Below are 26893 nucleotides of genomic sequence, written 5' to 3' on the forward strand. Positions count from 1 at the left end.
GCATCGTCGCATCGATGCCGACGCGGCGCAGGTTTTCAACAAAGCCCGACAGCAATCGCTCGAACACCGGAGAGCGGATCATGATTTCGAGTGTCAGCGTTTCGCCGCCCTTTTTCAGAACATTGCCGTCGCGTGACCAGCCGGCATCGGAAAGCAGCTTGACGGCCCGCCGCAGCAATTGCCTGTCGCGGCCCGACCCGTCCGAGACCGGCTGCATGACCGCCTCGCCGAAAACCTCCTCGGGCACCTCGCCGCGGAGCGGTTCCAGCAGAGCGAGCTCCGCCTCGTCGGGCGTGCCCGTCGCCACGAACTCCGACTTCTCAAACAGCGACTGGGAGCGCGTATAGGCGTCGTAGAATATCTTGTTGTTGGTCCACTGGAAGTCGAAACAAAGGTTGATCGCCTCGCGCACGCGCCGGTCCGCGAGTTTGGCCCGCCGCTGATTGACCGCCCAGGCCTGCATGATGGGACGTTTTTCCGACGGAAACGTGGTCTTTGTGACCCGTCCGTCGAGGATCGCAGGAAACCCGTATTCCGTTGCCCAGGTCTTGGACGTGAACTCCTGCCGGAACACGATGTCACCCTTCTTGAAGGCCTCGAACCCGGCCTGCCGCTCGGCGAAGAACTCGATCCGCAGCCGGTCGAAATTGTCCAGCCCGCGCGCGGTCGGCAGGTCGCGCGCCCAGTAATCCTCGACACGGACGAAGTCGATGAACGTGCCCGGCTCGATGCGTCCCGGCCGGTAGGGGCCTGAGGACAGCGGGATGTCCAATGTTCCGGCGGTGAAATCATGCGTTTCATAATAAACGCCGGAAAGCACCGGGATGTTGGCCGCCGACAGGATGGATTGCGCCGATTGTTCGCCGGAGAAACGGATTTCGACGGTTCGCTCGTCCAATACCACCGCGTCCGTCAGGTCCCGCAGCGTGGAGGCGAGTGTGGGGTGGCCGTCCGTCTTGAGCGTCAGGAAGCTGAAGACGACATCCTTTGCCAGGACCGGCGTTCCGTCATGGAATTTCGCCTGGGGACGAATACCGACGCGCCAGGTATTGCGGTCCTCGGAACTCTCCACCCATTCGGCGAGATGACAATAGAGCGCGTCCGGCTCGTCGATTGCCCGGATCATCAAACGGTCGAAACACAGCTCCATGCGCGGTGGGGCGTCGCCACGCAGGATGAAGGTATTGAGGGTGTTGAACGTCTGGTAGTTCTGATTGAAGTACCAGTTCGGCGGCAGGAACGAAAACGTGCCGCCCTTCGGGGCCTGCGGGTTGACATAGTCGAACCGTTCAAACCCGGGCGGATATTTGAGCTCGCCGAATGCCGAAATGCCGTGGAGTTTTTCGCCCGCCGGATTTTTCGCGAACGCCAGCCGGGCCGGAATGGCAAGGCTGGCCGCCGCAGCTCCCGCCGAGAGGAGGAAACCACGTCTCGACGACACAAAGCGCGCTGTTTTCCTATGCCCGTCCATGTCTTAGTCCACTGCGTCCGCAGACCACCAGATGGATGGAAATCCGATGGAATGGGTGGGCAGCGGATCGGGATGTTTGAGCCGGCTCGAATAGGCGATCCGGGCGACCCGGCTCGTATAGCTCGGAATCACGAACTGATGCGCCAGGAGCACCCGGTCCAGCGCCTTTGTCGCCGCGATGAGTTCGTCCCTGTCCGATGCAAAGACAATCTTGTCGATCAGCGCGTCGATGCCCTCATCGGCGATGCCGGCATAGTTGGCCGAGCCCTCCCGGTCGGCCGCTGCCGAGCCCCAATATTCGAACTGCTCATTGCCCGGCGAGAGCGATTGCGCCCATCCGGAATAGATGACGTCGAAATCCCTGCTGCGTTGGCGATTGGCGTATTGCGCCGGATCGACGGACCGCACAGTTGCGTCGATGCCGATCCGTTTGAGGTTCTCGACATAGGGCAGCGCCACGCGTTCGATGATCGGGCCGTTGAGCAGGATCTCGAAGGTGAAGGGTTCGCCCGTCCCGGCATTGACCATCGTGCCGTTTCTGATCTCGTAGCCCGCCTCCCCGAACAGCTTCACCGCTTCGCGCAGATTGTTGCGCAGCTTCTGCGGATCGCCGCCCACCGGATTGGCATAGGCCGTGGTGAACACTTCTTCGGGCACTTTGTCGCGCACCGATGCCAGGATTTCCAGAACCCGGCCCTCCGGCATTCCGCCGGATGCCAGCTCGCTGCCGTAGAAGAAGCTGTCGATACGCTGGTACTGATCGAAAAAGATGGTGCGGTTGAGTTCTTCGAAATCGAATGCGTGGTTGAGCGCCTTGCGCACGCGCGGGTCCTGGAATTTCTCGCGCCGCAGATTGGGAATGAAACCGACCATCACGCCGGATGAGCGATAGGGATTTTCCAGTTCCTCACGCACGACACGGCCGTCCCTGACCGCCGGGAACGTATAGTCATGGGCCCAGCGCCGCGCGGCGTTTTCCACCCAGAAATCGATCTCACCGGCCTTGAAGGCCTCGAACTCGACATTGCGGTCGGCAAAATAGCTGTAATGGACTTCGCCGAAATTGTTGCTGCCCACATTGACCGGCAGATCGAGACCCCAATAGTCGTCAACCCGCTCGAACACCAGGCTCGAACCGGGCGAGACGCGCGATATCCGGTAGGGGCCGGACCCCATCGGCGGTTCAAGGGTCGTTGCCGCGATGGACCGCTGCCTGCCGGAAGGGTCCGTTCCCTCCCACCAGTGTTTCGGCAGGATCAGCAGCTGGCCGACGATCTTCGGCAGTTCGCGGTTGTTCTTCTCGTCAAATGTGAAGGTGACGTCGTTTTCACCGGTTTTTTCCGCACCGGTCACGTGCTGGTAGTAGAACTGCCGCTGCGGATCGAGCTCGACCGCCTTTTCGAAACTCCAGATGACGTCTTCGGGCGTCACTGGCTTTCCGTCATGCCAGCGCGCCTCGCGGCGAAGGCGATAGGTCACGGAAGAATAGTCATCCGGGTAGCTGACGGCTTCGGCGAGCAGACCGTAATCCGATGCGATCTCGTCGAGTGACGGCGTCATCAGCGTTTCGAAGACAAAGCCGAGACCTTCCGCCATCTCGCCCTTGGCGAGGATCGGGTTGAGGGAATCGAAAGAACCATTGGCCGAGACATTGACGCGCCCGCCTTTCGGCGCTTGGGCGTTGACATAGTCAAACCGCTTGAAGCCCTGCGGGTATTTCAGCTCACCGATCAGCGCGCTGCCGTGATGCCAGATCGCGTCATCGGCAAAGGAACGTTCGGACGGAAATGTTGAAAACAGTGCGGCAAGCAAAGCGGCGATGAATGCCACGGCGGATGTGTTTCGTTCAAACAGCGGGAAAACCGTCAAAAACGACCTCCTGATTATCCAGCGCAGCCCATGTGCCGGCTCGGGCTGCACTTGTCTGCGCCGCCCAGCCTCACAATAGGGCAAATTGTGACAAAGAACAGGCAGGAATCGGCATACCGCCCGCCAAACGACAAAAAAGCCGGGCGAGCCCGGCTTTCGAAGCTACACATTTGCGTGAGCCTATTCGGTGGCGGATTCGGTCGAACCGTCGTCGGCTCCGGCTGCCGCATCATCGGTTTGCGCCGGCGCTGAAGCATCGTCGGTTGCCGCGGCTCCGTCTGCCGCAGCAGCCGTTGTTTCATCCGTCGTGGCAGCGGCTTCCTCGGCCGGCTGGTCGGCCGACGGCAGAGGCGCCGGCTCGTTGGAGAGCGAGCGCAGGTAGGCGATGATATCGGCGCGCTCTTCCGGCTTCCTGATGCCGGCAAAGCTCATGCCCGTGCCGCGCATATATTTGCGCGGATTTTCGATAAAGCTGTTGAGGTTCTCGTAGCCCCAGCTCGTCGCGCCACCCTGTGCGTAGTCTGTCATCGCCGTCGAGTAGCCGAAACCGTCGACCGCCGCGACCGGTTTGTTGACGATGTTCCAGAGGTTGGGGCCGACCTTGTTGGCGCCGCCGTCCTCGACCGTGTGGCAGGCCACGCATTTGCGGAAGGCACGCTCTCCGCCCTCGACGCTGGCGCTTGCAAGCAGCGGCGATATCGGCGGCAGCCCTTCATCGACCGCGGCGGTCGCCGTGGCCGGTCCGCCCTCGCTGGCCTCGAGCGCGAAACCCTCCGTTTCCGGCTCGCTGGAATGGAAGATGGCATCCGAGGCGATTGAGACGGTAAAGACAACGAACACGACCGCCAGGAACGCGCCGGCCGCTGCGTTGAGGAAGGAGGAGTTCATTCTCAAGGGCTCCTTGTCCTGCCGGCACAACCCCGATGCCGGCACAGTCTTGATTTCGCGCGGAACCTATGTCTTTTGCTTGGCCGTTGCAACACTGTTTATAATCAGTCCAATAAGTCTTTAACCCGCCGGGCTCATTTTTGGAATCAATCATGGCGTCCCAATCAAATCTGGTGCTTATCCCGGCGCGGTTGGGCTCAAGCCGTATACCCGGAAAAGTGCTTGCCGATATCGCCGGCGAGCCGATGATCGTTCATGTCGCCCGCCGGGCAAGCGAGGCGCGGGTCGGGCCGGTGGTGATTGCGACCGACAACACCGAGGTTGCGGCGGCGGTCAAGGCGGCGGGTTTTGAAGCGGTCATGACCCGCTCGGACCATGCATCGGGCTCCGACCGAATCCATGAAGCCCTTGAAGCCATTGATTCGCAAGAAAATTTCAGCGTTGTCATCAATGTTCAGGGAGATTTGCCGACCATCGAGCCGCATGTGGTGCGCGCCGCGCTTGCGCCCCTTGAGGCTCCGGGAACCGATATCGGGACGCTGGCGGTCGAAATCACCGAGGAGCGGGAAAAAACCGATCCGAACGTGACCAAGGTCGTTGGTTCGCCGCTGTCCGCCGACCGGCTGCGGGCGCTCTATTTCACCCGCGCGACGGCACCCCATGGGGACGGGCCTCTCTACCACCATATCGGTCTTTACGCCTATCGCCGCGACGCTTTGTCTCGTTTTGTCGCCCTTGCGCCGTCGGTTCTGGAACGGCGCGAAAAGCTGGAGCAGTTGCGTGCGCTGGAGGCCGGCATGCGCATTGACGTCGCAATCGTTGACTCCGTTCCCCTCGGTGTCGATACTCCCGCCGATCTGGAACGGGCAAGGCGCGTCCTGTCGGCCTGACGTACCGGATTGTCACAACACTGCATGCTGGACGGTTCCATAAATGGCTGAAAATAAAAGCAAGATCGCCTTTCAGGGCGAATTCGGGGCAAATTCCGACATGGCCTGCCGAGACATGTTTCCCGATTTTGAGCCGTTTCCGTGCCCGACCTTCGAGGACGCCTTCAACGCGGTGACGAGCGGCGAGACCGACCTTGCGATGATGCCGATCGAAAACACCATCGCCGGCAGGGTCGCGGACATCCACTATCTGCTGCCGGAATCAAACCTGCACATTGTCGGCGAATATTTCATGCCGATCCATTTCCAGCTTCTGATCCTGCCGGGCGCCGATCCGGCGGGCATAAAGACCGTGCACAGCCACATCCACGCGCTCGGCCAGTGCCGCAAGGTCGTGCGCGAGCACGGCTGGCAGCCGGTGGTGGCCGGCGACACGGCGGGCGCGGCGCGGCAGGTGGCCGAAATGGCGGATCCGACAAAGGCCGCGCTTGCGCCACGGCTGGCATCGGAGCTCCACGGCCTCGAAACCCTGCAGGAGAATGTCGAGGACACGGACACGAATGTGACCCGCTTTGTCGTCCTGTCGCGCGACGGCGATTTTGCAACAAGGGACAATCCCGACGACCTGATCGTCACGACCTTTGTTTTCAACGTGCGCAACATGCCCGCCGCCCTCTACAAGGCGATGGGGGGATTTGCCACCAACGGCGTGAACATGACCAAGCTGGAAAGCTATCAGCTTGAGGGAAAATTCACCGCGACACAGTTTTACGCCGACATCGAGGGACACCCGGACGACAAGGGCGTCGCGCTGGCTCTGGAGGAGCTTCATTTCTTCTCGACCAAGGTGCGTGTCCTCGGCGTTTACAAGGCGCATCCCTTCCGCAGCGAGCAGGCACGGGGCGAGTAGACCGGTCGGTCTACTGCCTTCATGTGCCGTTTTTACGCGGTTGTGAGCTATTGCTCGTTCTGCGGCAGGCCGTCCGCGATGTCGTAATAGTCGCCCTTGTCGGCGACGAAGATATGGCGCTCCAGCCGTGTTCCGGTCGGTGTGTCGAAGGCGCCCATGGCGATGGCCGTCCAGTCGTGTTTGTCCCGGTCGATCGGATCCCAGAAGAGCGACGAGCCGCAGGTTGAGCAAAAGCCGCGCCGGACCTTTTCGGAAGAATGAAACCAGGTGACATGCTCCTCGCCCTCAACCGTCACCGCAGAGCGGGGAATGTCCGTCGAGGCCTCGAAGTGTCCGGTATGTTTCCGGCACTGCGAGCAGTGGCATGCGCTCGGCGCCGGCAGGTCCCCGGACACCTCGAAAGTGACCTTCCCGCAAAGGCATGAACCCGTGTGCATGATGTCCTCCGGTTTGATTTTCCCAGTCTGATCGCGTGATCGTGTTTGCGTATCAGCAGTAATCATCGCCGGCAACAGAGTTCCGCCACATTCGCCGTCCGAAATGGCCGCGCCGGGCGATCCGGCGCAGATCAATCGGAGAAGCGGTGAAAATGATGATGAGGTTTTTAGCATCGGCCATTCTGGCGGCAAGTCTTGCAACGATGGCCTTCGCTCCGGCGCAAGCGGCGGATGATCTTGTGGAAGTGTCCAGCCCGCACCCGGCGGCCGACACCATGGACAGGCTTGAAAAGGCCGTCGAGGCGGCGGGCGCGACCGTCTTCGCCCGCATCGACCACGCGGCGGGCGGCCGCAAGATCGGCATGGGCATTCCGGCAAACGAGGTTCTGATTTTCGGCAATCCGAAACTTGGCACGCCGGTGATAAGGGACATGCCGGCAGCGGGCCTCGATCTGCCGATCCGCGTTGTCGTTATCGAGGCGGACGATGGCTCGGTCCTGATTTACCGTTCTCCAGCGGCGATGGCCGAGGCGCATGGCCTGCCAGCCGATCACCCCAGCATCGGCCTGATGAGCGGCGCGCTCGAGAACCTGACGGCCAAGGCGGCGGAACAATAGCCGCGCCGGCGCCGCCTATCCGGCGTCGTCGTCTTCGAATGTGAAGACCTTGACCGGATTTGCGCGCCCGCGCACACGGGTCGAGGCGATTTCGCGGAAACGAAATTCCGCCCCTGCGGCATCGACCGTTACCTGCAGCAGCATGGCCCGGGTGCCGTGCTCCTTGTTCAGCGTTTCGAGGCGCTGGGCAAGGTTCACCGTATCGCCGTAGACCGTATAGGTCTGGCGCCGCCCGCCGCCGACGCTGCCCGCGGCAACGGGTCCGGTGGCGACGCCGATCCGGATGCGTAGTGTCTCGCCTCCGAATTCACGCGATGCGCATGTGTCGAGGAGCGCGCGGGCCGTTCTGGCCGCCTGACGGGCATGCTCTTCCACCGGCAGCGGCGCATTGAACGCGGCAACCACGGCATCGCCGACGAAACTGATCACCACGCCCCCCTGGTCCGACACGATATCGGTGACGGTATCGAAGAACGCATTGAGCAGGGCAATCACGCTTTCCGGGGTTTTGTTCTCCGAAAGCCGGGTGAAGCCCTCGATATCGACAAAGAGCACACTTGCGGTCCGGCTCTCGGGAAGCAGCGCGGTCTGGGAATCCAGCAGCCGCTGCGCAACCTGCGGCGGGACGTATTGTCCGAACACCTCCAGGGCACGCGCCCGCTGACGGTCCGCCGCCGCTCTGGCCACGACCACGCCGCGGGCGCGGCGCACGACAAGCGCGATCACCGCCGTGCAGGACAGGATGAAGAAGCTCTCGATGAACCGGGTGCCGCTGCCGATGAAATCCGGGTTCAAAAACAGGTCCAGAAACTCCTCACGGCTCGGTCCCACCGGAAGATCGCCCCATGACAGCGTGCGCTCCATGCCGCTGACGATCCAGAAGTAGGTTGCCCACAGCGAGGCCGTTATCAGCGTGCCGACCCAAAGCACCAGCCCCGGTGTCAACGACAAAGCGGCGAGGGCCACGAGCGGAAACGCGAACTCGATGCCGATGGCGCGAAAAACCATGATCTGCGGAACTTCGTCGCTTCCCAGACTCAGGGGCATGAACGCGAACATCGCGACGATGGCGAGAATATCGGCCGAGAAGAAAGCGTATCTGTGCCACCAGCGCTCGGCCGCGGTTCCCACCATCTGGTGCTGGACCAGCCCGCTTGTCAGGAACAATGCAACAACGATCGTGCCGATCAGATTGGTGGGGTAGTTGGACGAAATGCCGACAATCGCCATCATCAGCGCGAGAACAACGGTGCGCGCCTTCAGCATCAGCTTCAGACCGGCGATTTCCGCCGCGGCAAGGTCTTCTTTGACATCGACAGGGGCGATCGAACTCATCGGCTATACATAGTCAGCGCCTCGCGGCATTCAAAGGCCGAAAGCTAGGCAGGTTGCGCGCGGCTGCGGGACTTCATGAAAATTGTCGCCATGATGGCGATGTTCATGACGTTCCACAAAATGCCGTTGATGAAGGCCATCTGATAGGAGCCGGTCAGGTCGTAGATCCAGCCGGACATCCAGCCGCCGATCGCCATGCCGATGATTGTCGCCATGAGCACGATGCCGACCCGCGCGCCGGCCTCGCGGGCCGGCATGTATTCGCGCACGATCAGCGCATAGCTTGGAACGATGCCGCCCTGCGAAAGCCCGAAAACGAGACTGACGAGATAAAGGGACGCAAGACCGTCGAAGGGCAGATAGAAGAACAGCGCGATGCATTGCAGCGTCGAGCCGATCAGGAGTGTCGGCACGCCCCCGAGCCGGTCGGCGATCAGACCGAAAACGATGCGCGAGCCGACACCGCCGAACAGCATCAGCGACAGCATTTCCGCACCTGCAACGGGTCCGTAGCCGAGGTCCACGCACAGCGAGACGATATGGACCTGGGGCATCGCCATCGCCACGCAGCAGCCAAGCCCTGCGGCGACCAGCATCCATTGCAGCGCGCGCGGTGAAAACTGTACCGAATGCGCGTTTTCCGAAGCCAGGCTGTCGGCGCTTTGTGTGGCCTCGAACGGAATACGCCGGCGCAACAGCAGCGACAGCGGAACCAGGGCTATGAGTGTAACGGCAGCGAGGATCAGGTAGACCGCGCGCCAGCCGTCCACTGCCAGCACCGGGCTGAGGAGTATCGGCCAGATCGCGCCCGACAGGTAGTTGCCGCTCGCGGTTATGGCGACGGCGATACCCCGCCGGCGCAGGAACCAGTGGGAGATATCGGCAATCAGCGGACCGAACCCGACGGCGGTGCCGAGGCCGATCAGCAACTGGCACAGACAAAGCAGATAGACCGACGTGCTGACGGCGGCGAGCACATATCCGGCCGCGACGCACAGGGCGGCGGCGATCAGCGACAGTGTGATGCCCCAGCGGTCGACGGCACGGCCGATAAAGACGCTGCCGGCGGCAAAGCCGATCATCGTGACCGTATAGGGCAGGGACGTATCGGCCCGGTCGATGCCGAATTCCTGCTGGACGGCCGGCATGATGACGATGATCGCCCACATGCCGACATTCGCGACCATGGCGATGACGAGCGTAATCGCCAGCCGCTTCCAGGAATAGAAGCTGTCCAATGCCTGCGGTGTTGTGGTCATCGCCGGAGACTAGAGCAAGCCGCGCCGGCTTGTCTATCGGATTTCCGCGTCAGCCGCGATTGCTTTGCAGCCTTTTCTCCACCTGGCGCTTTTCCCATTCGACGCCGAAAATCGAAAAGATCTCGAAGACCGAAACCCCATGGGCGGCGAGCCCGATGCCCCAGCCGAGCGCCGGCCACAGGAACCAGGGATATTGCGGGCCGACGAACAGATTGGCAATGCCCATCGCCGCGACAAAAACCACATAAAAGGCCGCGTGGGTGTAGAAGCCCTTGATATCGCGGACATATTCGATCGCCTCGCGCTCTTCTTCCGACTTGCCTTGCCTGTTGTACATGTCCATCTCCGTTGTCAGTTCGGCGATGTCCATGTCGAAGGCGACCGCGAGGGCACCGAGTGTTTCAAGGCTCGCTGTGCCGCCACGCTCAATGCGTTGAACCGTCCTCACGCTCAATCCGCTCAATTCGGCCAGTGTTTCCTGCGACCAGCCCCTGTCGAACCGCAATTTCCGAATGAACATCCCGTTTCTCCTGGTTTATGTCGTTGCCGACATGGCCACGCTGGCTGACAATAACCGAGAATACCACGACACCGCCCCGACACCGAAGCGACTGGTCGCCGTCAGGCCGCTTGCGGTTTGTTCACCATTTGCCGCTATCTCATGGGTCATGGCAAAGTCGAAAATCCGGGAGACGGATCTTTACGCACCGGTAAAGTCCCTGCTCGAGGCTCAGGGCTACGAGGTCAAGGGCGAGGTCGGCGCTGCCGACGTCGTCGCCATGCGCGGGGATGAAGACCCGGTGATCGTCGAGATGAAAACCGGTTTCTCGCTGGCGTTGTTCCATCAGGCCGTCGACCGTCTGAGGGTGACCGATGCGGTTTATGTCGCCGTGCCGCGCATGGCGGGTCGAAGCTTCCAGGTTACGCTGCGCAGGAACACCAAGCTGTGCAGGCGTCTCGGGCTCGGGCTGATCACCGTCCGGTTGCGCGACGGTTTCGCCGAGGTCCACCTTGACCCCGGACCGTACCAGCCCCGCAAGGCGCCGCGACGTGCCGCGCGGCTGCTGCGTGAATTCGCCAGGCTTGAAGGCGATCCCAACACCGGCGGCTCGATTCGTGGCGGGTTGATGACGGCCTATCGCCAGGATGCGCTTCGCTGTCTTGCTCTGTTGAGCGAGAACGGTCCGACAAAAGCCGCCATGGTTGCCGAGGGATCCGGCGTCGCGCGGGCGCGCCGCCTGATGGCCGACAACCATTACGGCTGGTTCGAACGGGTTGAAACGGGCATTTATGCGATGAGCCCGAACGGCAAGCGGGCGCTTGGCGACTATGCCGTCCGGGTGGATCTGCTCTGCGCTGCGGAACCGGGCGTTCCGTGAGCGGCTGCAGCGACGGCTCCGGGCGGTGAACCGCCGCTGCCGGCCGGTCCCTATTTGACCGTCACGGTTATGACGTCCGAGACAACGGGCGGGTTGTGCGGAATGTGATCCTTGTCACCCAGCACGAGCTGCAGGGTATGTGTTCCCGGCGGCAGCTCCAGCACGGTCTCGGTCTGGCCGTCGCCATAGTGGATATGATTGTCATCGGCCGGAATGTTGTAGTCGGCTTCATCGGCTCCATCCTCGCCCTCGCCGAACGGCGGTCGATTGATGAACAGATGATGATGCCCGGTATCCGGCCAATCCACGCCGGCAGGCGCGACACCCATGCCCGACAGTCCGAAGACCACCTTCACCGGACTCTCGACGGTATCGCCGTCAGCAATATTGACGAAATAGACCTGCGCGTCGGGTGTGGACGGCGTTTCACCGGCCAGAACCGGGCCTGAAGCGAGCAGGGCGGCGGCCGCCGCAAAGAGTATATGTTTTTTCACCATAAGTATCCTTGATTGTTGATGCGTTTGACTGCTGTTATTACCAAACACCCCGAGGGGAGGATTTATTCGGTTGAGCCGGCAAAAAAACGCGAGGGAAGAGGTCCGAAACGGGATAAAGCCGCTTTTCCCGAGGCTTTTGCGCTATTGTCTGGTGCTGACCGGCCAAAGGGAAACGGCAGACGATCTTGCGCAGGCAACCTGCCTGCGTGCGCTGGAAAAGGCGCAGCACTATGTTGAAGATACACGCCTGGACCGATGGCTTTTCAAAATGGCGCAGCGTCTCTGGCTCAACGAGCTTCGCGCGCAGGCCGTGCGTCGCGGCGGCGGTTTGACCGTCATTGAGGATGTCGATCTGCCGGACACGAATCCCGATCCGGAATCGAATATTCTGGCGCGTGAAGTGTTATTGGAAGTAATGGTCCTGCCCGAGGCGCAGCGTGCGACGGTCCTTCTCGTTTACGTGGAGGGCTATAGCTACAGGGAAGCGGCCGAATTGCTCGCAATACCCATCGGAACGGTGATGAGTCGCCTCGCCGCATCCCGGGCAAAACTTGCCGGCAAGTTCGGACAGATAAGAGCGATATCGGATGAGCGACGATCAAACATTCAGCGATGAACAGTTGACCGCCCTCCTGGATGGCGAGACGGAGCACATTCCGGCCGATGACATTCGCGCCGCGCTCGAGACCGATGCCGGTCTCAGGGCCCGGCTGGATGCTCTTTCAATGGACACCGGCGAGATTGCCGGCGCGTTCGACCGGTTGCTGGAACGGGCGCCGGAGATGCCCGACATGGACATCGGAGGCGATGCCGCGGCACCGCTCCGCAAGGCGCCGTACCCGCGCCAGCTCGCGGCCTGTATTGCCCTTGCGCTTTTTGTCGGCGCCATTGCCGGCTATGTCGTCAGGAGCGACAGCCTTCGGACCTGGCACGATTATGTCGCCGCCTATCATGCGCTCTACATCGACGACACGCTCGGCAATATCGAGCGGCCGGAGGGCCTCGTTCTGGCCGAGCTCGATCGGGTCGGTGGCGCCATCGGCAAGACGATAGAATTGCCGCTGCTGCGCGGCATCGATGGCCTCGACTACAAGCGTGGTCAGATTCTCGGCTTCGAGAGCCGTCCGCTCGTCCAGCTCGCCTTCCTGTCGGACAAGGGCGTGCCGGTTGCCCTGTGCATCATCCGCGCGGGCGATCCGGGCGACAGGCAATTGCAGATCAGCGAGCTGCAGGGCATGAGCGCTGCCTTCTGGACAGCCGGCGGCTATGACTACCTGCTGATCGGCGGGACCGATCCCGAGCTGATCAGGTCGGTCGCCAGCGGTCTGGTCGATCGGATTTAAAGCGACGTGCGCGATCTGAGCGCTGCCGTCAGAGTTCCCTCGTCCAGATAGTCGAGTTCTCCGCCGACCGGCACGCCATGGGCAAGGCGCGTTATCGTCACGTCGAGCCCGTCGAGGCGGTCGGTGATGTAATGCGCCGTCGTCTGCCCCTCGACGGTGGCGTTGACGGCGATAATGATCTCCTTGGCGCCTTCGCCGGACGATATGCGTTCCACCAGCGGTTTGATGTTCAGATCGTCCGGCCCGATCCCGTCGAGCGGCGACAAGGTGCCGCCGAGCACGTGGTAGAGGCAATTCATCGCCGAGGCGCGCTCCAGCGCCCAAAGGTCGGCGACGTCTTCCACGACAATGATGATGCCCCGGTCGCGGCGCGGATCCGTGCACACGGTGCAGGGATCGCGCGTATCGACATTGCCGCAGATGGAACAGACCGTCACGCTGTCGCGCGCCGCTGCGAGGGCGTCGGAGAGCGGCCCGAGCACCTGCTCCTTCTTCTTGATGAGATGCAGGGCCGCTCGGCGCGCCGAGCGGGGTCCAAGCCCCGGCACCTTGGCCAGAAGCTGGATGAGCCTTTCAATTTCAGGTCCGGCGACACTCTTCGACATGCGCCCTATTTAGCGCGATTCGACAAAAATGGCAGGCCCCGGAGACCGGCATGCCGACGCGCGCCGACAACGGCGGTTGCATTTCCATACGGCCACTTTATGTGTGTGGTCTCAGGCAGAGAGGCAGGAAACCGGCATGTCGGGAAAACTGAAAGTGGCGGTCCAGATGGACCACATTTCGACGATACAGATCGAGGGCGATTCGACCTTCGCCATGTGCCTCGAGGCACAGGGGCGCGGCCACGAACTCTACCACTACACGCCGGCGCAGCTTTCCCTGCGCGACGGTGTCGTCTACGCGCCGGTCGAACCGATGACGCTGCGGGACAAGCAAGGCGATCACTATACGCTCGGTCCGCGCGAGCGCACGGAGCTGGCGACGATGGACGTGGTGCTGCTGCGTCAGGACCCGCCCTTCGACATGGCTTATATAACCTCGACCCATCTGCTCGAGCGCATCCACCCGCAGACCCTCGTGGTCAACGATCCGGCATGGGTGCGCAATTCACCGGAGAAGATCTTCGTCACCGAATTTCCCGACCTGATGCCGGATACGCTGATCACCAGCGATCCGGACGAGATCGCCGCCTTTCGCCGGGATATCGGCGATATCATCATCAAGCCGCTCTACGGCAATGGCGGCGCCGGCGTCTTTCACCTGCGCAAGGACGACCGGAACCTGTCTTCGCTTCTTGAGATGTTCGAACATCTTTACCGCGAGCCGCTGATCGCGCAGCGCTACCTGCCGGCGGTCCGGTCGGGCGACAAGCGTATCATCCTGGTGGACGGCGAGCCGGTTGGAGCGATCAACCGTGTGCCGGCAGAGACCGATGCCCGTTCCAACATGCATGTGGGCGGGCGTGCGGAACCGGTTGAACTGACGCAGCGCGAGCGCGAAATCTGCACCCGCATCGGCCCGTCCCTGCGCGCGCGCGGTTTCCTGCTTGTCGGCATCGACGTGATCGGCGACGTCATGACGGAAATCAACGTCACATCGCCCACCGGCCTTCGCGAGGTGCGCAGGTTCGGCGGCGCCGATATCGCCGCGCTTTTATGGGACGCGATAGAAGCAAAGCGCGCATGATATCACGGCTGATGCTCCAGCCAGTCCCTGATCAGATGGTGGGCGGTGGCGCCGGGCGGCGGAGAGGAGAGATCCTCGACGCCCGTCTGTTTTTTCACCAGCGCTGAAGCTTCGTCGCGGCCGAACCAGCGGCAATCCTCGATCTCGCGTGCATCGATCCGGATGTCGGTGGAGATCGCCTCGCCGTGACAGCCGATCATCAGCGTATGCGGCATCGGCCAGGGCTGGCTGGCATGATAGCGCACCCGCCCGACGCGGACGCCCGATTCCTCGAAGGTCTCGCGCCGCACCGCCTCCTCGATCGTTTCGCCGGGTTCCAGGAAACCGGCAAGGCATGAATACATGCCGGGAGGAAAATGCGGACTGCGGCCGAGCAGGCAGCGATCGGTTTTAAGATCCACCGCAAGCATGATGACGACCGGGTCCGTCCTCGGAAACAGCTGCAGACCGCATTGCGGGCATTCCCGCCGGTATCCGCCGGCCTTCGGTAAGGTGCTTGCGCCGCAGCGCCCGCAGAACCGGTTTGTCTGCGACCAGGAGACAAGGCTCGCCGCCTGCGCCAGTTCGCCGAGCTGGCCGCCTTTCAGCAGGCCCTGGATATAGATCGACCGGTGATCGATGGCTTTCACCGTTTCCGGCAATGTGTCCGGGTCCGTCCGCACATGGGCGGCGATCCGCGGCGCCTCGCCCTCCGCAAAACCCATCAGCACGGCATTGTCCATGTCCGGATCGAAACCGCGCAACTCGTCGAGGCTGTGCAGCGCCCGGAAGCCGTCGCCGGTCTTGTGAAGCAGGGCCCTGCCGTTCTTCAGCGCATAGGCGCGCACCAGAGGCGACGCGAGCGCCTCTTCAAGGCATCCGTCGTGACGGTGTTCCGACCGGCGGTCGAGGCGGTTGCCGGCAAAGGCCACATGACTGCTCGGCTCGACCGTGCGGCCGGGCGCTTCGAAAATCGACATGTGTGGAGGTTCCTGCGCTTGTTACAATTCCGCGACGATCGCCCGAATGAGCGCGTCGGCGCTATTGGTATCATAAGGTCGGGCTTTTCCAAGCCCCCAGACAGGGCCCGGCCAGCCGGTATCGCCCGGATTGCGGGCAACGACATGGACGTGGAGTTGGGGAACCTTGTTGCCGAGCGCGCCGACATTGATCTTCCGGCAGCCGGTGACGCGCTTGAGCGCGCGGGCCGTCTCCCCGGCCTCGAAGGTCAGCAATGCCTGGTCGAGGGGCGTCAGATGGTAAATCTCCTCGGCCTCGGCGCGTTGCGGCACGAGCAGCAGCCAGGGCCAGCGGCTGTCGTTCATCAGCCGCAACTGGCAAAGGCCCAAAATGCACACCAGTTTGCTGTCCGCCCCCAGCCGCTCATCCAACACAAACCCGCACATGGCTGTCTTCGCTGTCTTCCGCTCACTCCCGTCAGCAAGACTAGCAGCATTTTGTCGGGTTGGCTTGCCTTTACGTCTCGGCTTGCGGTCAATTCACCCACAGGGTGAGCGCCAGCGGCAGGACGAAGACGGTCAAAAGCGTTGAAATCAGAGTGAAACCGGCGACTTCATGGGCAAGCTCCGGCACGTGGCGTTCGATAAAAAGATAGGTCGAGGCCGCGGCCGGCATCAGGCAGGCGACGATGAGCACACCGCGTTCAGTCCCGGTGAATCCGAAAAGATGCACCAGGCCGAATGCCACCGCGGCGGCCATGACGATATGGAACAGGCTCAGATAGACGGCTCGCCACAGCGTTTCCACCTTGAGCGCCGCCAAAGTGTGGCCAAGCGTCAGCAGCATCAACGGGATGGATAAGCCGCCCAGAATGGTGAAGGCGCCGTTGATGGGCTTTGGCAGCTGTGTGCCGGTTCCAAGCAGGGTGAGCGCAATCGCGACGGCCCAGACAATCGGCGAGGTCACCAGATCGCGCAAGGAGAAGCGGCCGGACGGGATCCACATGCCGACGGTGAATATGCTCATCACGACCACCACGACAAAGCCCATCGCATAGGCCATTCCCTCGGAGCCGAACGCCAGCAAAGCGATGGGCAGGCCGATATTGCCGACATTCGCGTGCATCATCGGCGAAAGAAACGCCCTGACTTCCAGTTTCATGAGCTTCAGGAAGGCAAAGCCGATGATCCCGAAACAGGCGACCGAGCAGGCCGCCGCAGCCGCCATGATCAGGAACCTGTCAAACACGATATGCCCGGCGGACAGATGTGAGATGATCAGTGTCGGATAGCCGACATTGGTGATGATGGTCCGGATGGTCTTGCTGTCGAAGGGCGCATCGAAACGCGCAAGGCCGTAACCGATCGCCGCGCAGATCAGCACCGGTACGACGACGTTCATCAGATTGAGGAATAATGCCTGCACGTCGTGATCCCCGCTCCTTCTTTGCCGAGCACCCGCCAGCATATGGCCGAATGGCCGCGCCGGGAATGGACAACGTGCCGATCAACAAGAGATTTCCGCCCGGCCATATCAGGTGGGTCCTTTTTTCCCGCCGGCCCTTGCTTTTCCCGCCGCGATTGACGATATGAACCGCGGGAGGTTGGTGGTGGACGAGCCACTCGCCAATCGGGTCAGGTCCGGAAGGAAGCAGCCCTAACGAGCCCCGGCACGGGTCACCGTGCCAGCCTCCCACTCTCTGCACCGTCATTTTCGTGCATAGCACCGGGCGCTGCCGGTCCGGCTATTGACGGATTGCCGGTGCCGGGGCGACACTCTGCGGGGTCAATGACCGGTTGGAGCTTTGATGAACGACGCCACGACATCGGACGATCCCGGCTACCGGGTTCTGGCCCGCAAATACCGTCCGCGCGACTTTTCCGACCTGATCGGCCAGGAGCCGATGGTCCGCACCCTGACAAACGCATTCGAGACCGGCAGGATCGCGCAGGCCTATATGCTGACGGGCGTGCGCGGTGTCGGCAAGACGACGACGGCGCGCATTCTGGCGCGCGCCCTCAACTACCGGACCGACACCGTCGACAAGCCGTCCATCGATCTGTCCGCGACGGGCGAGCATTGCGAAGCGATCATGCACGGAAACCATGTCGATGTGATCGAGATGGACGCCGCTTCCCATACCGGCATCGACGACATTCGCGAGATCATCGAGCAGGTGCGCTACCGCCCGGTCAGCGCCCGCTACAAGGTATACATCATTGACGAAATCCACATGTTGTCCACACAGGCCTTCAACGGCCTGTTGAAAACGCTCGAAGAGCCCCCGGCCCACGTCAAATTCATCTTCGCGACGACCGAGATCCGCAAGGTGCCGGTCACGGTCCTCTCGCGCTGCCAGCGTTTCGATCTGCGCCGCATCGAGGCCGGAACGCTGGTCGACCTCTTCCGCGGCATTGCGGAAAAGGAAGGCGTCGGCATCGATGACGAGTCGCTGGCGATGATCGCCCGGGCGGCGGAAGGCTCGGCGCGCGACGGCCTGTCGCTGCTGGATCAGGCCATCGCCCATGGCGGCGGACAAGTCGGCGCCGATGCGGTGCGCACCATGCTCGGCCTTGCCGATCGCAGCCAGGTGGTCGAGCTCTTCGATCAGGTGGCGCGCGGCGACGTCGCCGAAGCCCTCAAGACGTTCCGCCGGCAATATGACGCCGGTGCCAATCCGGCCGTCGTGCTCACCGATCTTGCCGATTTCACCCATCTGGTCACGCGGCTGAAATTTGTTGCCGATGCGCTGGACGACGCGGCCTTGAGCGAAACGGAACGTGTGCGCGGCAAGGAATTTTCGGAAAAGCTTTCCGTTCCGGTTCTGTCGCGCCTGTGGCAGATGCTGCTCAAGGGCGTCACCGAGACAGAGCAGTCGAACCGCCCGGTCAATGCCTGCGAAATGGTGCTGATCCGGCTGACCCATGCGGCCCATCTGCCGTCGCCGGCCGAGGCGGTGAAAGCGTTTTCCGAACGCCCGGCCGACACCGCGCCGCCCGACGGGCAACCGGCTCCGGCAGGCAATGCGCCTCAGGCGTCGGCTTCCGGTTATGATGCGGCGCCCGCTTCCACCGGTCCCGGACCGGTGGCCGCGTTGCGGCCGGTCGAAAGCGAAAACCCGGCGCCGCGGATGCGGGCCGATCCTGTCCCGGCGACGCCGACGGTGCCGCTCACCAGCATTGCCGATATCGCCGACCTTGCCGGGCAGCACCGCGACGTCAAGCTCAAGGCGATGATCCGCAAATATCTGCGGCCGGTGAAAATCGAGGCCGGGCGCCTGGAGATCGCGCTGCACGAGGATGCGCCGAAATCCCTGATCGGCGAGCTTGACGGCAAGCTCAAGGCATGGACCGGCATGCGCTGGGTCATCGCGATCAGCCGCGAGAAGGGCGGGCGGACCATCGAGGAGATGGAGCAGGCGCACCGCGCCGAACTGGTGAGCGACGCCAGCCAGGATCCCGATGTCGCCGCCATCCTTGAACAGTTTCCCGGCGCGCGCATCACCGACGTGCGTATCCGGACCGATGAGGCGGAGCCGCCCGTATCGCAGCAAAGCGAGGACGGCGATATTCTGCCGGACGATGCCGAAATCTGAAACAGGCGGCTCTGCCGCGAAAAATATGGAGATGCAGCATGCGTGACCTGATGGGCATGATGGGCAAGGTCAAGGAAATGCAGGAAAAGATGGCCGGCCTGCAGGAAGAGGTCGAGAAGCTCGAGCTCGAGGGCACCTCCGGCGGCGGGCTGGTGACCGTACGTCTCAACGGCAAGGGACAGATGCTCGGCCTTTCGGTCGACCCTTCCCTGGTCAAGGAAGACGAGGCGGAAATCCTCGAGGACCTGATCGTCGCCGCCCATAACGACGCCAAGGGCAAGGTCGAAGCGGCCGTCCAGGCCAAGACCCAGGAACTGACGGCCGGCCTGCCCATACCGCCCGGCATGAAGCTGCCGTTCTGATCGTCACATCGTCACCGCTTCGCGATGCCGTTTGCGCCGTCCCACCCGATCCGCAGCGTTGCCGACATACGCCGGCTTGAGGCAATTCCGCTTGAGGAGGCGGTCTCGGTCTCCAGCACCTATGAGATATTTGCCGAATCGGCGCGGGCCTTCGGCGAAAAGACCGCGCTGGTCTTCCTGCGGAGCGGCGATCCTGACGATGCGCCGATCCGAATGAGCTACCGCGAGCTCTTTGAAGGCATCACCAGGGCCGCCAACCTGTTTCACGGCCTCGGAGCCGGCCATGACGACGCGGTCGCGGTCCTGCTTCCCGCCTGTCTGGAATATCATCTCGTTCTGTGGGGCGCGGAGGCGGCGGGCATTGTCCAGCCGCTCAATCCCCTGCTCGATCTCGACAAGCTGGCCTCGCTGATCGAAGCCGCCGGCGCCAGGATCCTTGTTGCCTACGGCGCGAGCGAGGACGCCGACTATTGGCAAAAGGCGATGGCGCTGAAGAGCCGCGTCAACGGATTGCAGGTCTTGCGTGTCGCGCCGCATGATGAAGAGCAGCCGCCGGAACACGAGGGCGACGGGGATTTTCAGGAATTGCTCGAGGCCTGGCCGGCCGACCGTCTTTTGAGCGGCCGGACGATCGGGCCGCAGGACATTGCCGCCTATTTCCACACCGGCGGCACCACCGGTTCCCCGAAGCTCGCCATGCACACCCACGGCAATCAGGTCTTCACCGCCTGGGCAAGCGTGCAGTTGCAGGGCATGACGAAGGACGATGTCAGCATCAACGGCTACCCGCTGTTTCACGTCGCGGGCGTGCTTCCGGCGTCGCTGACCGCCTTGTCCGCGGGCGTCGAGATGATCATTCCGACCACAACGCTTCTGCGGAACCCGGATGTCCGTGCCAATTACTGGCGCATCGTCGAGACATATGGTGCCACCTCGCTGTCGGCGGTGCCGACCGTTCTGGCGGCGCTTGCCAACGTCCCGGTCGACGGTGCGGATATCTCCTCGATCCGCTATTGCCGCACCGGCGCCGCGCCGCTCGCGCCTGAGCTTGCCGCCCGTTTCGAAACGCTTTTCGGCCTGCATGTTCATGAGAGCCTCGGCATGACGGAAATGGCGGGAATAACCTCGATCCGCCCTCCCGGTGTCAGCGGGCCGGCCGGCTGCGTCGGCTTCCCGATTCCCTATTCGAAGACGCGCATTGTCGAAATCGACGCGGACGGCGCGCCGACCGACAGGGATCTCGGATGCGGAGAAGCGGGCATGATCCTCGTCAAGGCTCCCAATGTGTTTCCCGGTTTTCTTGACCCGGAAGCGACGAGAAAAACCTTCACGGGTGACGGATGGCTGGCCACTGGCGATGTCGGCTGGCTGGACGAGGAGGGCCGGCTGCATCTGAGCGGCCGTGCCAAGGACCTGATCATCCGCAGCGGCCATAATATCGATCCCAAGGTCATCGAGGATGCGCTGGAATCCCACCCGGCCGTGCAACTCAGTGCCGCGGTCGGCGCCCCGGACGCCTATGCCGGCGAACTGCCTGTCGCCTTTGCTGTGCTGATGCCGGATGCGGGAGCCGTCGATGAGGATGAATTGCTGGACTGGACGCGCGGCGGCGTCGACGAGCCGCCGGCGCGCCCGAAATCGGTGACGATCCTGCCGGCAATGCCGACAACCAATGTCGGCAAGATCTTCAAACCCGAGCTGCGGCGCCTGGCGGCCGAGCGCACGGTGCGCGAACAGCTTGACGCCGCGGATCTTCAAGGCTGCACGGTCGAAGCTGCCATGGACAATGGCGGCAAATTGTCGGTCAGGGTCTTATGTGAAGACGACGGCGCGGACCGTGTCGCCGCGATCCGCGCCCTTCTTGAGCCGCTGCCGCTGACGACTGTGGTGGACTAACCTCATCTCGATCTAACCGCCAACCCTGATCATCACCTTGCCGTGGCTCCTGCGCGGCGCGCGCAGATATTCCCAGGCCTCTCTGTATGCCTCCATTTCGAAGACCCTGTCGACATTCGGCCGGATTTGGTCCGATTCGAGGGCGCGATAGACGAAATCGAGCCCCTTTTCCTTCCATTGCGCATCTTCGATGTAATTGAACAGGGAATAGGGTTTGAAGGTCGCGTTCGCCTGATAGAGATCCATCATGGGCAGCTCGGGCAGTTTCTCGTCGAGCGTGCCGTAGGTGAATATCTGGGCATCCTTGGCAAGGGCCTTGCTGTATTGGGAAATCATCCCGGCGCCGATGGAATCGAAGACGGCGTGAAGACCCGCGCCGCCGGTGAATTCCATGACCGCTTCCGGCAGGCCGTCGCCCTCACCGAAATAGACATGGCTTGCGCCGGCGTTTGTCAGATAGTCGCGGTTGTATTCAAAACGCGAGGTTCCGATCATGTTGGCACCCCTGATCCTGCCGATTTCAAGCGCCGAGCTGCCCGCTGTGCTGGTTGCCGCGGTCACCAGTATGTTGACGCCGGGGCCGGCCCTGGCGAGTTCGGCGATCGGATAATAGGCGGTCATGAACTGCATCCAGATTGAACCGGCCTCGATGGCATCCATGCCGTCCGGCGCCTTCGTCAGATAGCGGGCATCGATCAGCACCGTGTCGCCGCTGGCGCCCTTCATGTCGTAGAAATAGGGAAGCGTGCAGTAGCGTGTGCCCATTTCAATATCCGTCACCCCTTCACCGATCTGATCGACGATCCCCACGGCCTCGCAGCCGATGCGCGCCGGCAGCCGGCTGAAATCGAATGAGTAGCGGCCCTGCATGAGGTCCATGTCGCCCCAGTTGAGAGCGAAGGCTTCGACCTTCAGCCGAACCTCGCCCCGGCCGGCGTCGTTGGGTGCGTATTCCCTCAAATCGAGCCCGGATATTCCGGAATATCCGGTGACGACCCATTCGCGATTGGCGTGAGACATTGATATCGACCTCCCGTCTTTCTCAAGGTCCAGGCATCATTCTATGAATTATGCAAACATTATGCAAAATGGAAATGCATTGTCGAACCGCAAGCGAAACCGAGGCGCGTGCCGGCGTACCGCCTTTACGTCCCGCTATGCCTTATCCGGCACATCTTCATTCCGTGCACGACGCCGGATGCTCAGCGCATTGATCACCGCTTTCGCCTCAGCAGGCGGTTGTTGCTCGATTCTCCGATAGTCGGTCCCGTCTCTTTTCCTGCGCAGCAAACCACACGAGATCATTGTTCTTCGCAGTGTCGCCGGGTCGTCAAAGAGATGCTCGTCCTCCAGATGATCGTTTATTGCCCGCTCATCCAGCACCTTGTTTGCCGGCAATGTCGCCCACAGCGCCCACAGAGCCAGGGTTTGGACGGAGCGTTTGGCCGGCCATTGGAGCAGGCGTCCATAATCATCGAACTGATGGAGGGCGCGCTCCACCGAACGGGCGTCGGCAACGGCATTTTCCGTTTGGTTGTCCAGCCTCTTTGCCGCTGCCGAGACTGCGCGCATATGTTGAACATTCTGAAATCCGGCGGCGCGCGCCACCATATTCATCAAGGCCAGATGAGAAGGACTTGTCTCACCAAGTTGTCGGGACAACACGCGTGTGAAAACAGTCATATCGTCCACACACATTGAAAGAGGGGTTTTTGTCATCGTTCATCCAGGACGGGCGCTTTGCTTGATCGTCGGTCGCTGGCTTAACGAAACGACGCCCTGCTTTTCACGATGTCGTTTATGGTTTTCCGGCAGGTTTAGCACTCCTTCAGGAGCAGCGACGCCTCGGTAACTGCCGACCGTATTGCCTGATTACCAGAGGCTCAGGCCTGAGCCAAGCAGTCATTCAGTTTCCGCCGGCGGCGGTGCGGGATCGGCTCGGTATAGCCGTCCGGCTGAAATGTAACCTTGACGTTACTATTTTCCCATCGTAGATGAGTAGTGCAGGTTACAAATTTGGACAAGTGACCAATGTTGTTATCAATCAGAACTCTCGTCGCAATCCGTATTCTGAGCTTTGGTATGACCGGTCTGCTGCTCATTGCGTCAACGGCGTTTGTGCTTGTTGTGGAGCAGGGGCAACTGCGTTACGCGCTCTGGTCCGGTGCATTCTCGGCGGGACTATTCATCATTACGCTCGCTCTGAGCGCCGCCACCGATCGCCGGGGCAACCGAATTCTTTGGGATGAAACGACCCGCTTCGACTACAATCAATCGCTGCAGTGGGCATACTTCTCGACGATTTTCATCATCTTTCCCGTTCTTACGGTGAGCATCTTTGCCGGACTGGATCCGCTGCGTGCGTTTATATCCGCTGCTCTGCTCGCAGGTGCCATCCAGCTTTTGCTATTCTGTTTTCTGGACTGGCGAGGCAGGTGATGCCGCATCATCCGGACCTTGAAAACCACCTTGCAAGCAGACGCAAAGCAGCCGGTTGGACACAAGCGGAACTGGCTGACAGGGTGGTGGTCTCCCGCAAGACAATCAACACGATTGAGAATGGCGTTTTCGTTCCCTCAACCGTGCTGGCTCTCAAATTGGCGGCCGCGTTCGGGTGCTCGGTCCACGATCTTTTCAATCTGCCAAATGAGGAGGCGCTGTAGTGGGTTTTCTGTACTTGATCTGCGCGATTGCACTGGAGGTTGCCGGCACGTTTTGTCTGAAACTCTCGAACGGCTTCGCCAAGCTGTTGCCGTCCGGCCTCGCCTTCATTTTCTACGGGCTCATGAATGTGCCGCTCATCCTGGCGCTCAAGACACTCGATTTACCTCTCGTCTACGTTGTGTGGTCCGCCATGGGCGTTGTTGCCGCCGTCTCTTTGGGGTTCATCTGGTTCGACGAGCCGCTCACCGCACGCAAGCTTGCATTCATTGGCGTGACGATGATTGGCATCATTGGTTTGAGCGCGGAACGAATCTGAGTGCCTTGCGGTAGCTCAAGACCTGTTTTTACGATCCCCACATTCGACCAATGACGCAGTGGTCAGGCAACGGCCACCTTCAGTTCGGCATTGGCTTTTCTATCCGGCCACTGCCGCCTTCAACGCCCGCCGGCGGCGGTGCAGGACCGGTTCGGTATAGCCGCTCGGCTGGCTGCGGCCGTCGAGCACCAGTTCAAGCGCCGCCTGGAATTCGACCGATCCGTCGAAATCCGCCGACATTTTCCGGTAGGCCGGATCGCCTTCGTTCTGCTTGTCGACCACGCCCGCCATGCGTTTCATGGTTTCGACGATCTGGTCTTTTTCAACGATACCGTTGTGCAGCCAGTTCGCCATGTGCTGGGCCGAGATGCGCAGCGTCGCCCGGTCTTCCATCAGCCCGACATCGTTGATATCGGGAACCTTGGAGCAGCCGACGCCCTGGCCGACCCAGCGCACGACATAGCCGAGGATTCCCTGGGCATTGTTGTCGAGTTCGTGCTGGATATCGTCGGGCGTCCAGTTCGGACGCTCCGCCACCGGGATCGACAGGATGTCGTCGATTTTCGCCTGCGGCCGCGATCGCAACTGCGCCTGGACCTCGGCCACATTGACCTTGTGATAGTGCGTGGCATGCAGTGTCGCCGCCGTCGGCGACGGCACCCAGGCGGTATTGGCCCCGGCTTTCGGGTGGCCGATCTTCTGCTCCAGCATCGCCGCCATCAGATCGGGCATCGCCCACATGCCCTTGCCGATCTGGGCGCGGCCGGACAGTCCGCATTCAAGGCCGATATCGACGTTCCAGTCCTCATAGGCGGAAATCCACGCCGCCTGTTTCATATCGCCCTTGCGGATCATCGCGCCGGCTTCCATCGAGGTATGAATTTCGTCTCCGGTGCGGTCGAGGAAGCCCGTATTGATGAACACGACCCGTTCGCGGGCGGCGCGGATGCATTCCTTCAGATTGACGGTGGTGCGCCGCTCCTCGTCCATGATGCCCATTTTCATGGTGTTTCTCGCCATGCCCAGCACGTCTTCGACCCGGGCGAATATTTCCGAGGCGAAGGCCACTTCGTCGGGGCCATGCATCTTCGGCTTGACCACATACATCGAGCCTTCGCGCGAGTTCCTGCGCCTGCCCTCGGGGCCGATGTCATGCAGCGCGATCAGGCCGGTGATCATGGCGTCCATCAGGCCTTCCGGAGCCTCCTTGCCGTCCCGGTCGAGGATGGCCGGGTTGGTCATCAGGTGTCCGACATTGCGCACCAGCATCAGCGCCCGGCCGGGCAGCGTCAGCGCCTCTCCCTTGCGGTCCAGATAGTCGCGGTCCGGATTGAGCCGGCGGGTGAACGAGCCGCGACCCTTGGAGACCTCCTCGGTCAGGTCGCCCTTCATCAGCCCGAGCCAGTTGCGGTAGACAACGACCTTGTCCTGCGCATCGACCGCCGCGACGGAGTCTTCGCAGTCGACAATGGTGGTGACGGCCGATTCCAGGATAACGTCGCAGATCCCCGCCGGATCGTCCCGGCCGACCGCATGCTCCGGGTCGATGACGATTTCCAGATGCAGGCCGTTTTTCTTCAAAAGCACCGAGGTCGGGGAGCTCGGATTGCCTTTATAGCCGGCAAACTGCGCCGGGTTCTTCAGCCCGTGCCGGCTGTCGTCCGACAATGTCACGGCCAGTTCGCCCTTGTCGACGGCAAGCGATTTGACATCCGACCAGGCCCCGTCGATCGGGACTGATGCGTCGAGGAAATCGCGGGCCCAGGCGATCACCCGCGCACCGCGCACGGCGTTGTAGCTGCTGCCTTTCCCGGCACCGCCGTCTTCGGCGATTGCATCGGTGCCGTAAAGCGCGTCGTAAAGCGAGCCCCAGCGCGCATTCGCCGCGTTCAGCGCATAGCGCGCGTTCATCACCGGGACAACGAGTTGCGGGCCGGCAACCGTCGCGATTTCAGGATCGACATTGTCGGTGCCGATGCTGAAGGCCTCGCCCTCGGGTCGCAAATAGCCGATGTCCTGAAGAAATGACTTGTAGGCCGCCAGGTCCGATGGCGCGCCGTTCTGCCGGTGCCATGCATCGATCCGCTCCTGCATGTCTTCGCGGGTCGCGAGCAATGCGCGGTTCTTTGGCGACAGGTCGTGAATGAGACCGGCAAGTCCGCTGAAAAAACGGTCCGCATCCACACCGGTGCCCGGCAGGGCTTCTCCGGTGATGAAATCATGCAATTCCTTGTCGATCGACAGGCCATGGGCCGGGACCATTGACATTGCGCGCTCCCTGATTGATCCGCTGAGAATTCGGCGTCTCCTTCCCACAGGTGGCGATTTATTGTCAATTTATCAAAAGTGAGAAAGATTTTTTCCAAACTAGAAAAAATCGTCAGGTCGAGCCCGAAGCGGCTTGATGGTCGTTATCACTTGCCGCGTATTTTTTGCTTGATCTCAAGTTAGCTTGAGGCCGTACAACATCTTTTGGCGAAGAAGATCAGGGCGTCGCGAATTTGTTGCGTTCATACACACGCCGTTTAACGGAAGTG

General features: G+C 61.8%; 28 protein-coding genes and 1 other RNA gene. 14 read left to right on the forward strand and 15 right to left on the reverse strand.

Annotation, left to right across the window (positions count from 1 at the left end):
- The 3 genes from AC5E6N_RS07760 to AC5E6N_RS07770 all read right to left on the reverse strand — a co-directional run.
- The coding region (locus AC5E6N_RS07760) for an extracellular solute-binding protein (RefSeq protein ID WP_491747283.1) at positions 1-1441 on the reverse strand (1441 nt) is incomplete at its 3' end.
- A gap of 33 nt (positions 1442-1474) precedes the next feature.
- Positions 1475-3340 carry an extracellular solute-binding protein gene (locus AC5E6N_RS07765; RefSeq protein ID WP_491747284.1) on the reverse strand — a complete coding sequence of 622 codons (1866 nt, stop codon included), beginning with the start codon at positions 3338-3340 and terminating at the stop codon, positions 1475-1477.
- Between the two features lie 180 nt (positions 3341-3520).
- A complete protein-coding gene (locus AC5E6N_RS07770) occupies positions 3521-4228 on the reverse strand; it encodes a c-type cytochrome (protein ID WP_491747285.1) in 708 nt (235 codons plus the stop codon).
- Positions 4229-4380: 152 nt separating this feature from the next.
- Here AC5E6N_RS07770 and AC5E6N_RS07775 point away from each other — a divergent pair, with 152 nt between their 5' ends.
- Together AC5E6N_RS07775 and AC5E6N_RS07780 are read left to right on the forward strand one after the other, a co-directional pair.
- Complete coding sequence (locus AC5E6N_RS07775; RefSeq protein WP_491747286.1) at positions 4381-5118, forward strand: 3-deoxy-manno-octulosonate cytidylyltransferase; 738 nt, start codon at positions 4381-4383, stop codon at positions 5116-5118.
- Between the two features lie 43 nt (positions 5119-5161).
- A complete protein-coding gene (locus tag AC5E6N_RS07780) occupies positions 5162-6028 on the forward strand; it encodes a prephenate dehydratase (RefSeq protein WP_491747287.1) in 867 nt (288 codons plus the stop codon).
- Between the two features lie 47 nt (positions 6029-6075).
- Here the strand turns inward: AC5E6N_RS07780 and AC5E6N_RS07785 are convergent, their stop codons facing one another.
- A complete protein-coding gene (locus tag AC5E6N_RS07785) occupies positions 6076-6465 on the reverse strand; it encodes a GFA family protein (protein WP_491747288.1) in 390 nt (129 codons plus the stop codon).
- A 158-nt stretch (positions 6466-6623) separates the two neighbouring features.
- Here AC5E6N_RS07785 and AC5E6N_RS07790 point away from each other — a divergent pair, with 158 nt between their 5' ends.
- A complete protein-coding gene (locus AC5E6N_RS07790; RefSeq protein ID WP_491747289.1) occupies positions 6624-7082 on the forward strand; it encodes a DUF302 domain-containing protein in 459 nt (152 codons plus the stop codon).
- A gap of 15 nt (positions 7083-7097) precedes the next feature.
- On the opposite strand, the gene AC5E6N_RS07795 is transcribed toward AC5E6N_RS07790, so the two are convergent.
- Genes AC5E6N_RS07795 through AC5E6N_RS07805 form a run of 3 tightly spaced genes read right to left on the reverse strand, consistent with a single transcriptional unit; the run spans position 7098 to position 10196 of the window.
- The gene (locus AC5E6N_RS07795) at positions 7098-8417 is read right to left on the reverse strand and encodes an adenylate/guanylate cyclase domain-containing protein (protein WP_491747290.1); all 1320 of its coding nucleotides are present in this window, start codon (positions 8415-8417) and stop codon (positions 7098-7100) included.
- A 44-nt stretch (positions 8418-8461) separates the two neighbouring features.
- Complete coding sequence (locus AC5E6N_RS07800) at positions 8462-9676, reverse strand: MFS transporter (RefSeq protein WP_491747291.1); 1215 nt, start codon at positions 9674-9676, stop codon at positions 8462-8464.
- Between the two features lie 49 nt (positions 9677-9725).
- Positions 9726-10196, reverse strand: coding sequence for a 2TM domain-containing protein (locus tag AC5E6N_RS07805; RefSeq protein ID WP_491747292.1), 471 nt, complete (start codon positions 10194-10196; stop codon positions 9726-9728).
- On the opposite strand from AC5E6N_RS07805, the gene AC5E6N_RS07810 reads away from it, so the two are divergent.
- Positions 10189-11055, forward strand: coding sequence for a DUF2161 domain-containing phosphodiesterase (locus tag AC5E6N_RS07810; RefSeq protein ID WP_491747293.1), 867 nt, complete (start codon positions 10189-10191; stop codon positions 11053-11055). The two genes, AC5E6N_RS07805 and AC5E6N_RS07810, sit on opposite strands and share 8 nt — an antisense overlap.
- Before the next feature lie 50 nt (positions 11056-11105).
- On the opposite strand, the gene AC5E6N_RS07815 is transcribed toward AC5E6N_RS07810, so the two are convergent.
- Positions 11106-11552 (reverse strand): DUF4399 domain-containing protein, encoded by a 447-nt coding sequence (locus AC5E6N_RS07815; RefSeq protein WP_491688097.1) that lies wholly within the window; start codon positions 11550-11552, stop codon positions 11106-11108.
- 70 nt (positions 11553-11622) lie between these two features.
- On the opposite strand from AC5E6N_RS07815, the gene AC5E6N_RS07820 reads away from it, so the two are divergent.
- Both AC5E6N_RS07820 and AC5E6N_RS07825 read left to right on the forward strand, forming a co-directional pair.
- Positions 11623-12168: an RNA polymerase sigma factor gene (locus tag AC5E6N_RS07820; protein ID WP_491747294.1), complete on the forward strand. Its 546-nt coding sequence runs from the start codon at positions 11623-11625 to the stop codon at positions 12166-12168.
- Complete coding sequence (locus AC5E6N_RS07825; RefSeq protein WP_491747295.1) at positions 12140-12895, forward strand: hypothetical protein; 756 nt, start codon at positions 12140-12142, stop codon at positions 12893-12895. The genes AC5E6N_RS07820 and AC5E6N_RS07825 overlap by 29 nt, the downstream gene beginning before the upstream one ends.
- Here the strand turns inward: AC5E6N_RS07825 and recR are convergent.
- The gene (gene recR, locus AC5E6N_RS07830; RefSeq protein WP_491747296.1) at positions 12892-13500 is read right to left on the reverse strand and encodes a recombination mediator RecR; all 609 of its coding nucleotides are present in this window, start codon (positions 13498-13500) and stop codon (positions 12892-12894) included. The genes AC5E6N_RS07825 and recR overlap by 4 nt on opposite strands.
- Before the next feature lie 136 nt (positions 13501-13636).
- On the opposite strand from recR, the gene gshB reads away from it, so the two are divergent.
- A complete protein-coding gene (gene gshB / locus AC5E6N_RS07835) occupies positions 13637-14584 on the forward strand; it encodes a glutathione synthase (RefSeq protein ID WP_491747297.1) in 948 nt (315 codons plus the stop codon).
- A gap of 2 nt (positions 14585-14586) precedes the next feature.
- Here gshB and nudC read toward each other — a convergent pair whose 3' ends face one another.
- The 3 genes from nudC to AC5E6N_RS07850 all read right to left on the reverse strand — a co-directional run bounded on the left by nudC (position 14587) and on the right by AC5E6N_RS07850 (position 16948).
- Positions 14587-15543: an NAD(+) diphosphatase gene (gene nudC, locus AC5E6N_RS07840; protein WP_491747298.1), complete on the reverse strand. Its 957-nt coding sequence runs from the start codon at positions 15541-15543 to the stop codon at positions 14587-14589.
- A 21-nt stretch (positions 15544-15564) separates the two neighbouring features.
- Positions 15565-15969: an HIT family protein gene (locus AC5E6N_RS07845; protein ID WP_491747299.1), complete on the reverse strand. Its 405-nt coding sequence runs from the start codon at positions 15967-15969 to the stop codon at positions 15565-15567.
- Positions 15970-16057: 88 nt separating this feature from the next.
- Complete coding sequence (locus AC5E6N_RS07850) at positions 16058-16948, reverse strand: AEC family transporter (RefSeq protein ID WP_491747300.1); 891 nt, start codon at positions 16946-16948, stop codon at positions 16058-16060.
- Positions 16949-17121: 173 nt separating this feature from the next.
- On the opposite strand from AC5E6N_RS07850, the gene ffs reads away from it, so the two are divergent.
- The 4 genes from ffs (at position 17122) to AC5E6N_RS07870 (ending at position 21376) form a co-directional block, all read left to right on the forward strand.
- Positions 17122-17219, forward strand: an RNA gene (gene ffs, locus AC5E6N_RS07855) — signal recognition particle sRNA small type.
- A gap of 111 nt (positions 17220-17330) precedes the next feature.
- Positions 17331-19118 carry a DNA polymerase III subunit gamma/tau gene (locus AC5E6N_RS07860; protein ID WP_491747301.1) on the forward strand — a complete coding sequence of 596 codons (1788 nt, stop codon included), beginning with the start codon at positions 17331-17333 and terminating at the stop codon, positions 19116-19118.
- 38 nt (positions 19119-19156) lie between these two features.
- The gene (locus AC5E6N_RS07865; RefSeq protein ID WP_491688106.1) at positions 19157-19480 is read left to right on the forward strand and encodes a YbaB/EbfC family nucleoid-associated protein; all 324 of its coding nucleotides are present in this window, start codon (positions 19157-19159) and stop codon (positions 19478-19480) included.
- A 24-nt stretch (positions 19481-19504) separates the two neighbouring features.
- Positions 19505-21376 (forward strand): acyl-CoA synthetase, encoded by a 1872-nt coding sequence (locus AC5E6N_RS07870; protein ID WP_491747302.1) that lies wholly within the window; start codon positions 19505-19507, stop codon positions 21374-21376.
- A gap of 12 nt (positions 21377-21388) precedes the next feature.
- On the opposite strand, the gene AC5E6N_RS07875 is transcribed toward AC5E6N_RS07870, so the two are convergent.
- Both AC5E6N_RS07875 and AC5E6N_RS07880 read right to left on the reverse strand, forming a co-directional pair.
- Positions 21389-22396 (reverse strand): zinc-binding dehydrogenase, encoded by a 1008-nt coding sequence (locus tag AC5E6N_RS07875; protein ID WP_491747303.1) that lies wholly within the window; start codon positions 22394-22396, stop codon positions 21389-21391.
- A 135-nt stretch (positions 22397-22531) separates the two neighbouring features.
- Complete coding sequence (locus AC5E6N_RS07880) at positions 22532-23095, reverse strand: DUF2087 domain-containing protein (protein WP_491747304.1); 564 nt, start codon at positions 23093-23095, stop codon at positions 22532-22534.
- A gap of 363 nt (positions 23096-23458) precedes the next feature.
- Between AC5E6N_RS07880 and AC5E6N_RS07885 the strand changes: the two genes are divergently transcribed.
- Genes AC5E6N_RS07885 through AC5E6N_RS07895 form a run of 3 tightly spaced genes read left to right on the forward strand, consistent with a single transcriptional unit; the run spans position 23459 to position 24356 of the window.
- Positions 23459-23815 carry a hypothetical protein gene (locus AC5E6N_RS07885; protein ID WP_491747305.1) on the forward strand — a complete coding sequence of 119 codons (357 nt, stop codon included), beginning with the start codon at positions 23459-23461 and terminating at the stop codon, positions 23813-23815.
- Complete coding sequence (locus AC5E6N_RS07890; protein ID WP_491747318.1) at positions 23815-24039, forward strand: helix-turn-helix transcriptional regulator; 225 nt, start codon at positions 23815-23817, stop codon at positions 24037-24039. The genes AC5E6N_RS07885 and AC5E6N_RS07890 overlap by 1 nt, the downstream gene beginning before the upstream one ends.
- Positions 24039-24356, forward strand: coding sequence for a DMT family transporter (locus AC5E6N_RS07895; protein WP_491747306.1), 318 nt, complete (start codon positions 24039-24041; stop codon positions 24354-24356). The genes AC5E6N_RS07890 and AC5E6N_RS07895 overlap by 1 nt, the downstream gene beginning before the upstream one ends.
- A gap of 99 nt (positions 24357-24455) precedes the next feature.
- Here the strand turns inward: AC5E6N_RS07895 and AC5E6N_RS07900 are convergent, their stop codons facing one another.
- Positions 24456-26624, reverse strand: coding sequence for a malate synthase G (locus AC5E6N_RS07900; protein ID WP_491747307.1), 2169 nt, complete (start codon positions 26622-26624; stop codon positions 24456-24458).
- Between the last annotated feature and the right edge of the window lie 269 nt (positions 26625-26893).

The organism is Hoeflea sp. (assembly GCF_984452065.1).

What these genes read in the sequence shown, in the direction of transcription:
- AC5E6N_RS07775 (WP_491747286.1), top strand. Translation starts at nt 4,381, where the DNA reads ATGGCGTCCCAATCAAATCTGGTGCTTATCCCGGCGCGGTTGGGCTCA.
- nudC (WP_491747298.1), bottom strand. Translation starts at nt 15,543, where the DNA reads ATGTCGATTTTCGAAGCGCCCGGCCGCACGGTCGAGCCGAGCAGTCAT.
- AC5E6N_RS07845 (WP_491747299.1), bottom strand. Translation starts at nt 15,969, where the DNA reads ATGTGCGGGTTTGTGTTGGATGAGCGGCTGGGGGCGGACAGCAAACTG.
- AC5E6N_RS07805 (WP_491747292.1), bottom strand. Translation starts at nt 10,196, where the DNA reads ATGTTCATTCGGAAATTGCGGTTCGACAGGGGCTGGTCGCAGGAAACA.
- AC5E6N_RS07770 (WP_491747285.1), bottom strand. Translation starts at nt 4,228, where the DNA reads ATGAACTCCTCCTTCCTCAACGCAGCGGCCGGCGCGTTCCTGGCGGTC.
- AC5E6N_RS07865 (WP_491688106.1), top strand. Translation starts at nt 19,157, where the DNA reads ATGCGTGACCTGATGGGCATGATGGGCAAGGTCAAGGAAATGCAGGAA.
- AC5E6N_RS07900 (WP_491747307.1), bottom strand. Translation starts at nt 26,624, where the DNA reads ATGTCAATGGTCCCGGCCCATGGCCTGTCGATCGACAAGGAATTGCAT.
- recR (WP_491747296.1), bottom strand. Translation starts at nt 13,500, where the DNA reads ATGTCGAAGAGTGTCGCCGGACCTGAAATTGAAAGGCTCATCCAGCTT.
- AC5E6N_RS07790 (WP_491747289.1), top strand. Translation starts at nt 6,624, where the DNA reads ATGAGGTTTTTAGCATCGGCCATTCTGGCGGCAAGTCTTGCAACGATG.
- AC5E6N_RS07890 (WP_491747318.1), top strand. Translation starts at nt 23,815, where the DNA reads ATGCCGCATCATCCGGACCTTGAAAACCACCTTGCAAGCAGACGCAAA.
- AC5E6N_RS07880 (WP_491747304.1), bottom strand. Translation starts at nt 23,095, where the DNA reads ATGACAAAAACCCCTCTTTCAATGTGTGTGGACGATATGACTGTTTTC.
- AC5E6N_RS07815 (WP_491688097.1), bottom strand. Translation starts at nt 11,552, where the DNA reads ATGGTGAAAAAACATATACTCTTTGCGGCGGCCGCCGCCCTGCTCGCT.
- AC5E6N_RS07810 (WP_491747293.1), top strand. Translation starts at nt 10,189, where the DNA reads ATGAACATCCCGTTTCTCCTGGTTTATGTCGTTGCCGACATGGCCACG.
- AC5E6N_RS07785 (WP_491747288.1), bottom strand. Translation starts at nt 6,465, where the DNA reads ATGCACACGGGTTCATGCCTTTGCGGGAAGGTCACTTTCGAGGTGTCC.
- AC5E6N_RS07780 (WP_491747287.1), top strand. Translation starts at nt 5,162, where the DNA reads ATGGCTGAAAATAAAAGCAAGATCGCCTTTCAGGGCGAATTCGGGGCA.
- gshB (WP_491747297.1), top strand. Translation starts at nt 13,637, where the DNA reads ATGTCGGGAAAACTGAAAGTGGCGGTCCAGATGGACCACATTTCGACG.
- AC5E6N_RS07860 (WP_491747301.1), top strand. Translation starts at nt 17,331, where the DNA reads ATGAACGACGCCACGACATCGGACGATCCCGGCTACCGGGTTCTGGCC.
- AC5E6N_RS07885 (WP_491747305.1), top strand. Translation starts at nt 23,459, where the DNA reads ATGACCGGTCTGCTGCTCATTGCGTCAACGGCGTTTGTGCTTGTTGTG.
- AC5E6N_RS07875 (WP_491747303.1), bottom strand. Translation starts at nt 22,396, where the DNA reads ATGTCTCACGCCAATCGCGAATGGGTCGTCACCGGATATTCCGGAATA.
- AC5E6N_RS07825 (WP_491747295.1), top strand. Translation starts at nt 12,140, where the DNA reads ATGAGCGACGATCAAACATTCAGCGATGAACAGTTGACCGCCCTCCTG.
- AC5E6N_RS07870 (WP_491747302.1), top strand. Translation starts at nt 19,505, where the DNA reads ATGCCGTTTGCGCCGTCCCACCCGATCCGCAGCGTTGCCGACATACGC.
- AC5E6N_RS07795 (WP_491747290.1), bottom strand. Translation starts at nt 8,417, where the DNA reads ATGAGTTCGATCGCCCCTGTCGATGTCAAAGAAGACCTTGCCGCGGCG.
- AC5E6N_RS07800 (WP_491747291.1), bottom strand. Translation starts at nt 9,676, where the DNA reads ATGACCACAACACCGCAGGCATTGGACAGCTTCTATTCCTGGAAGCGG.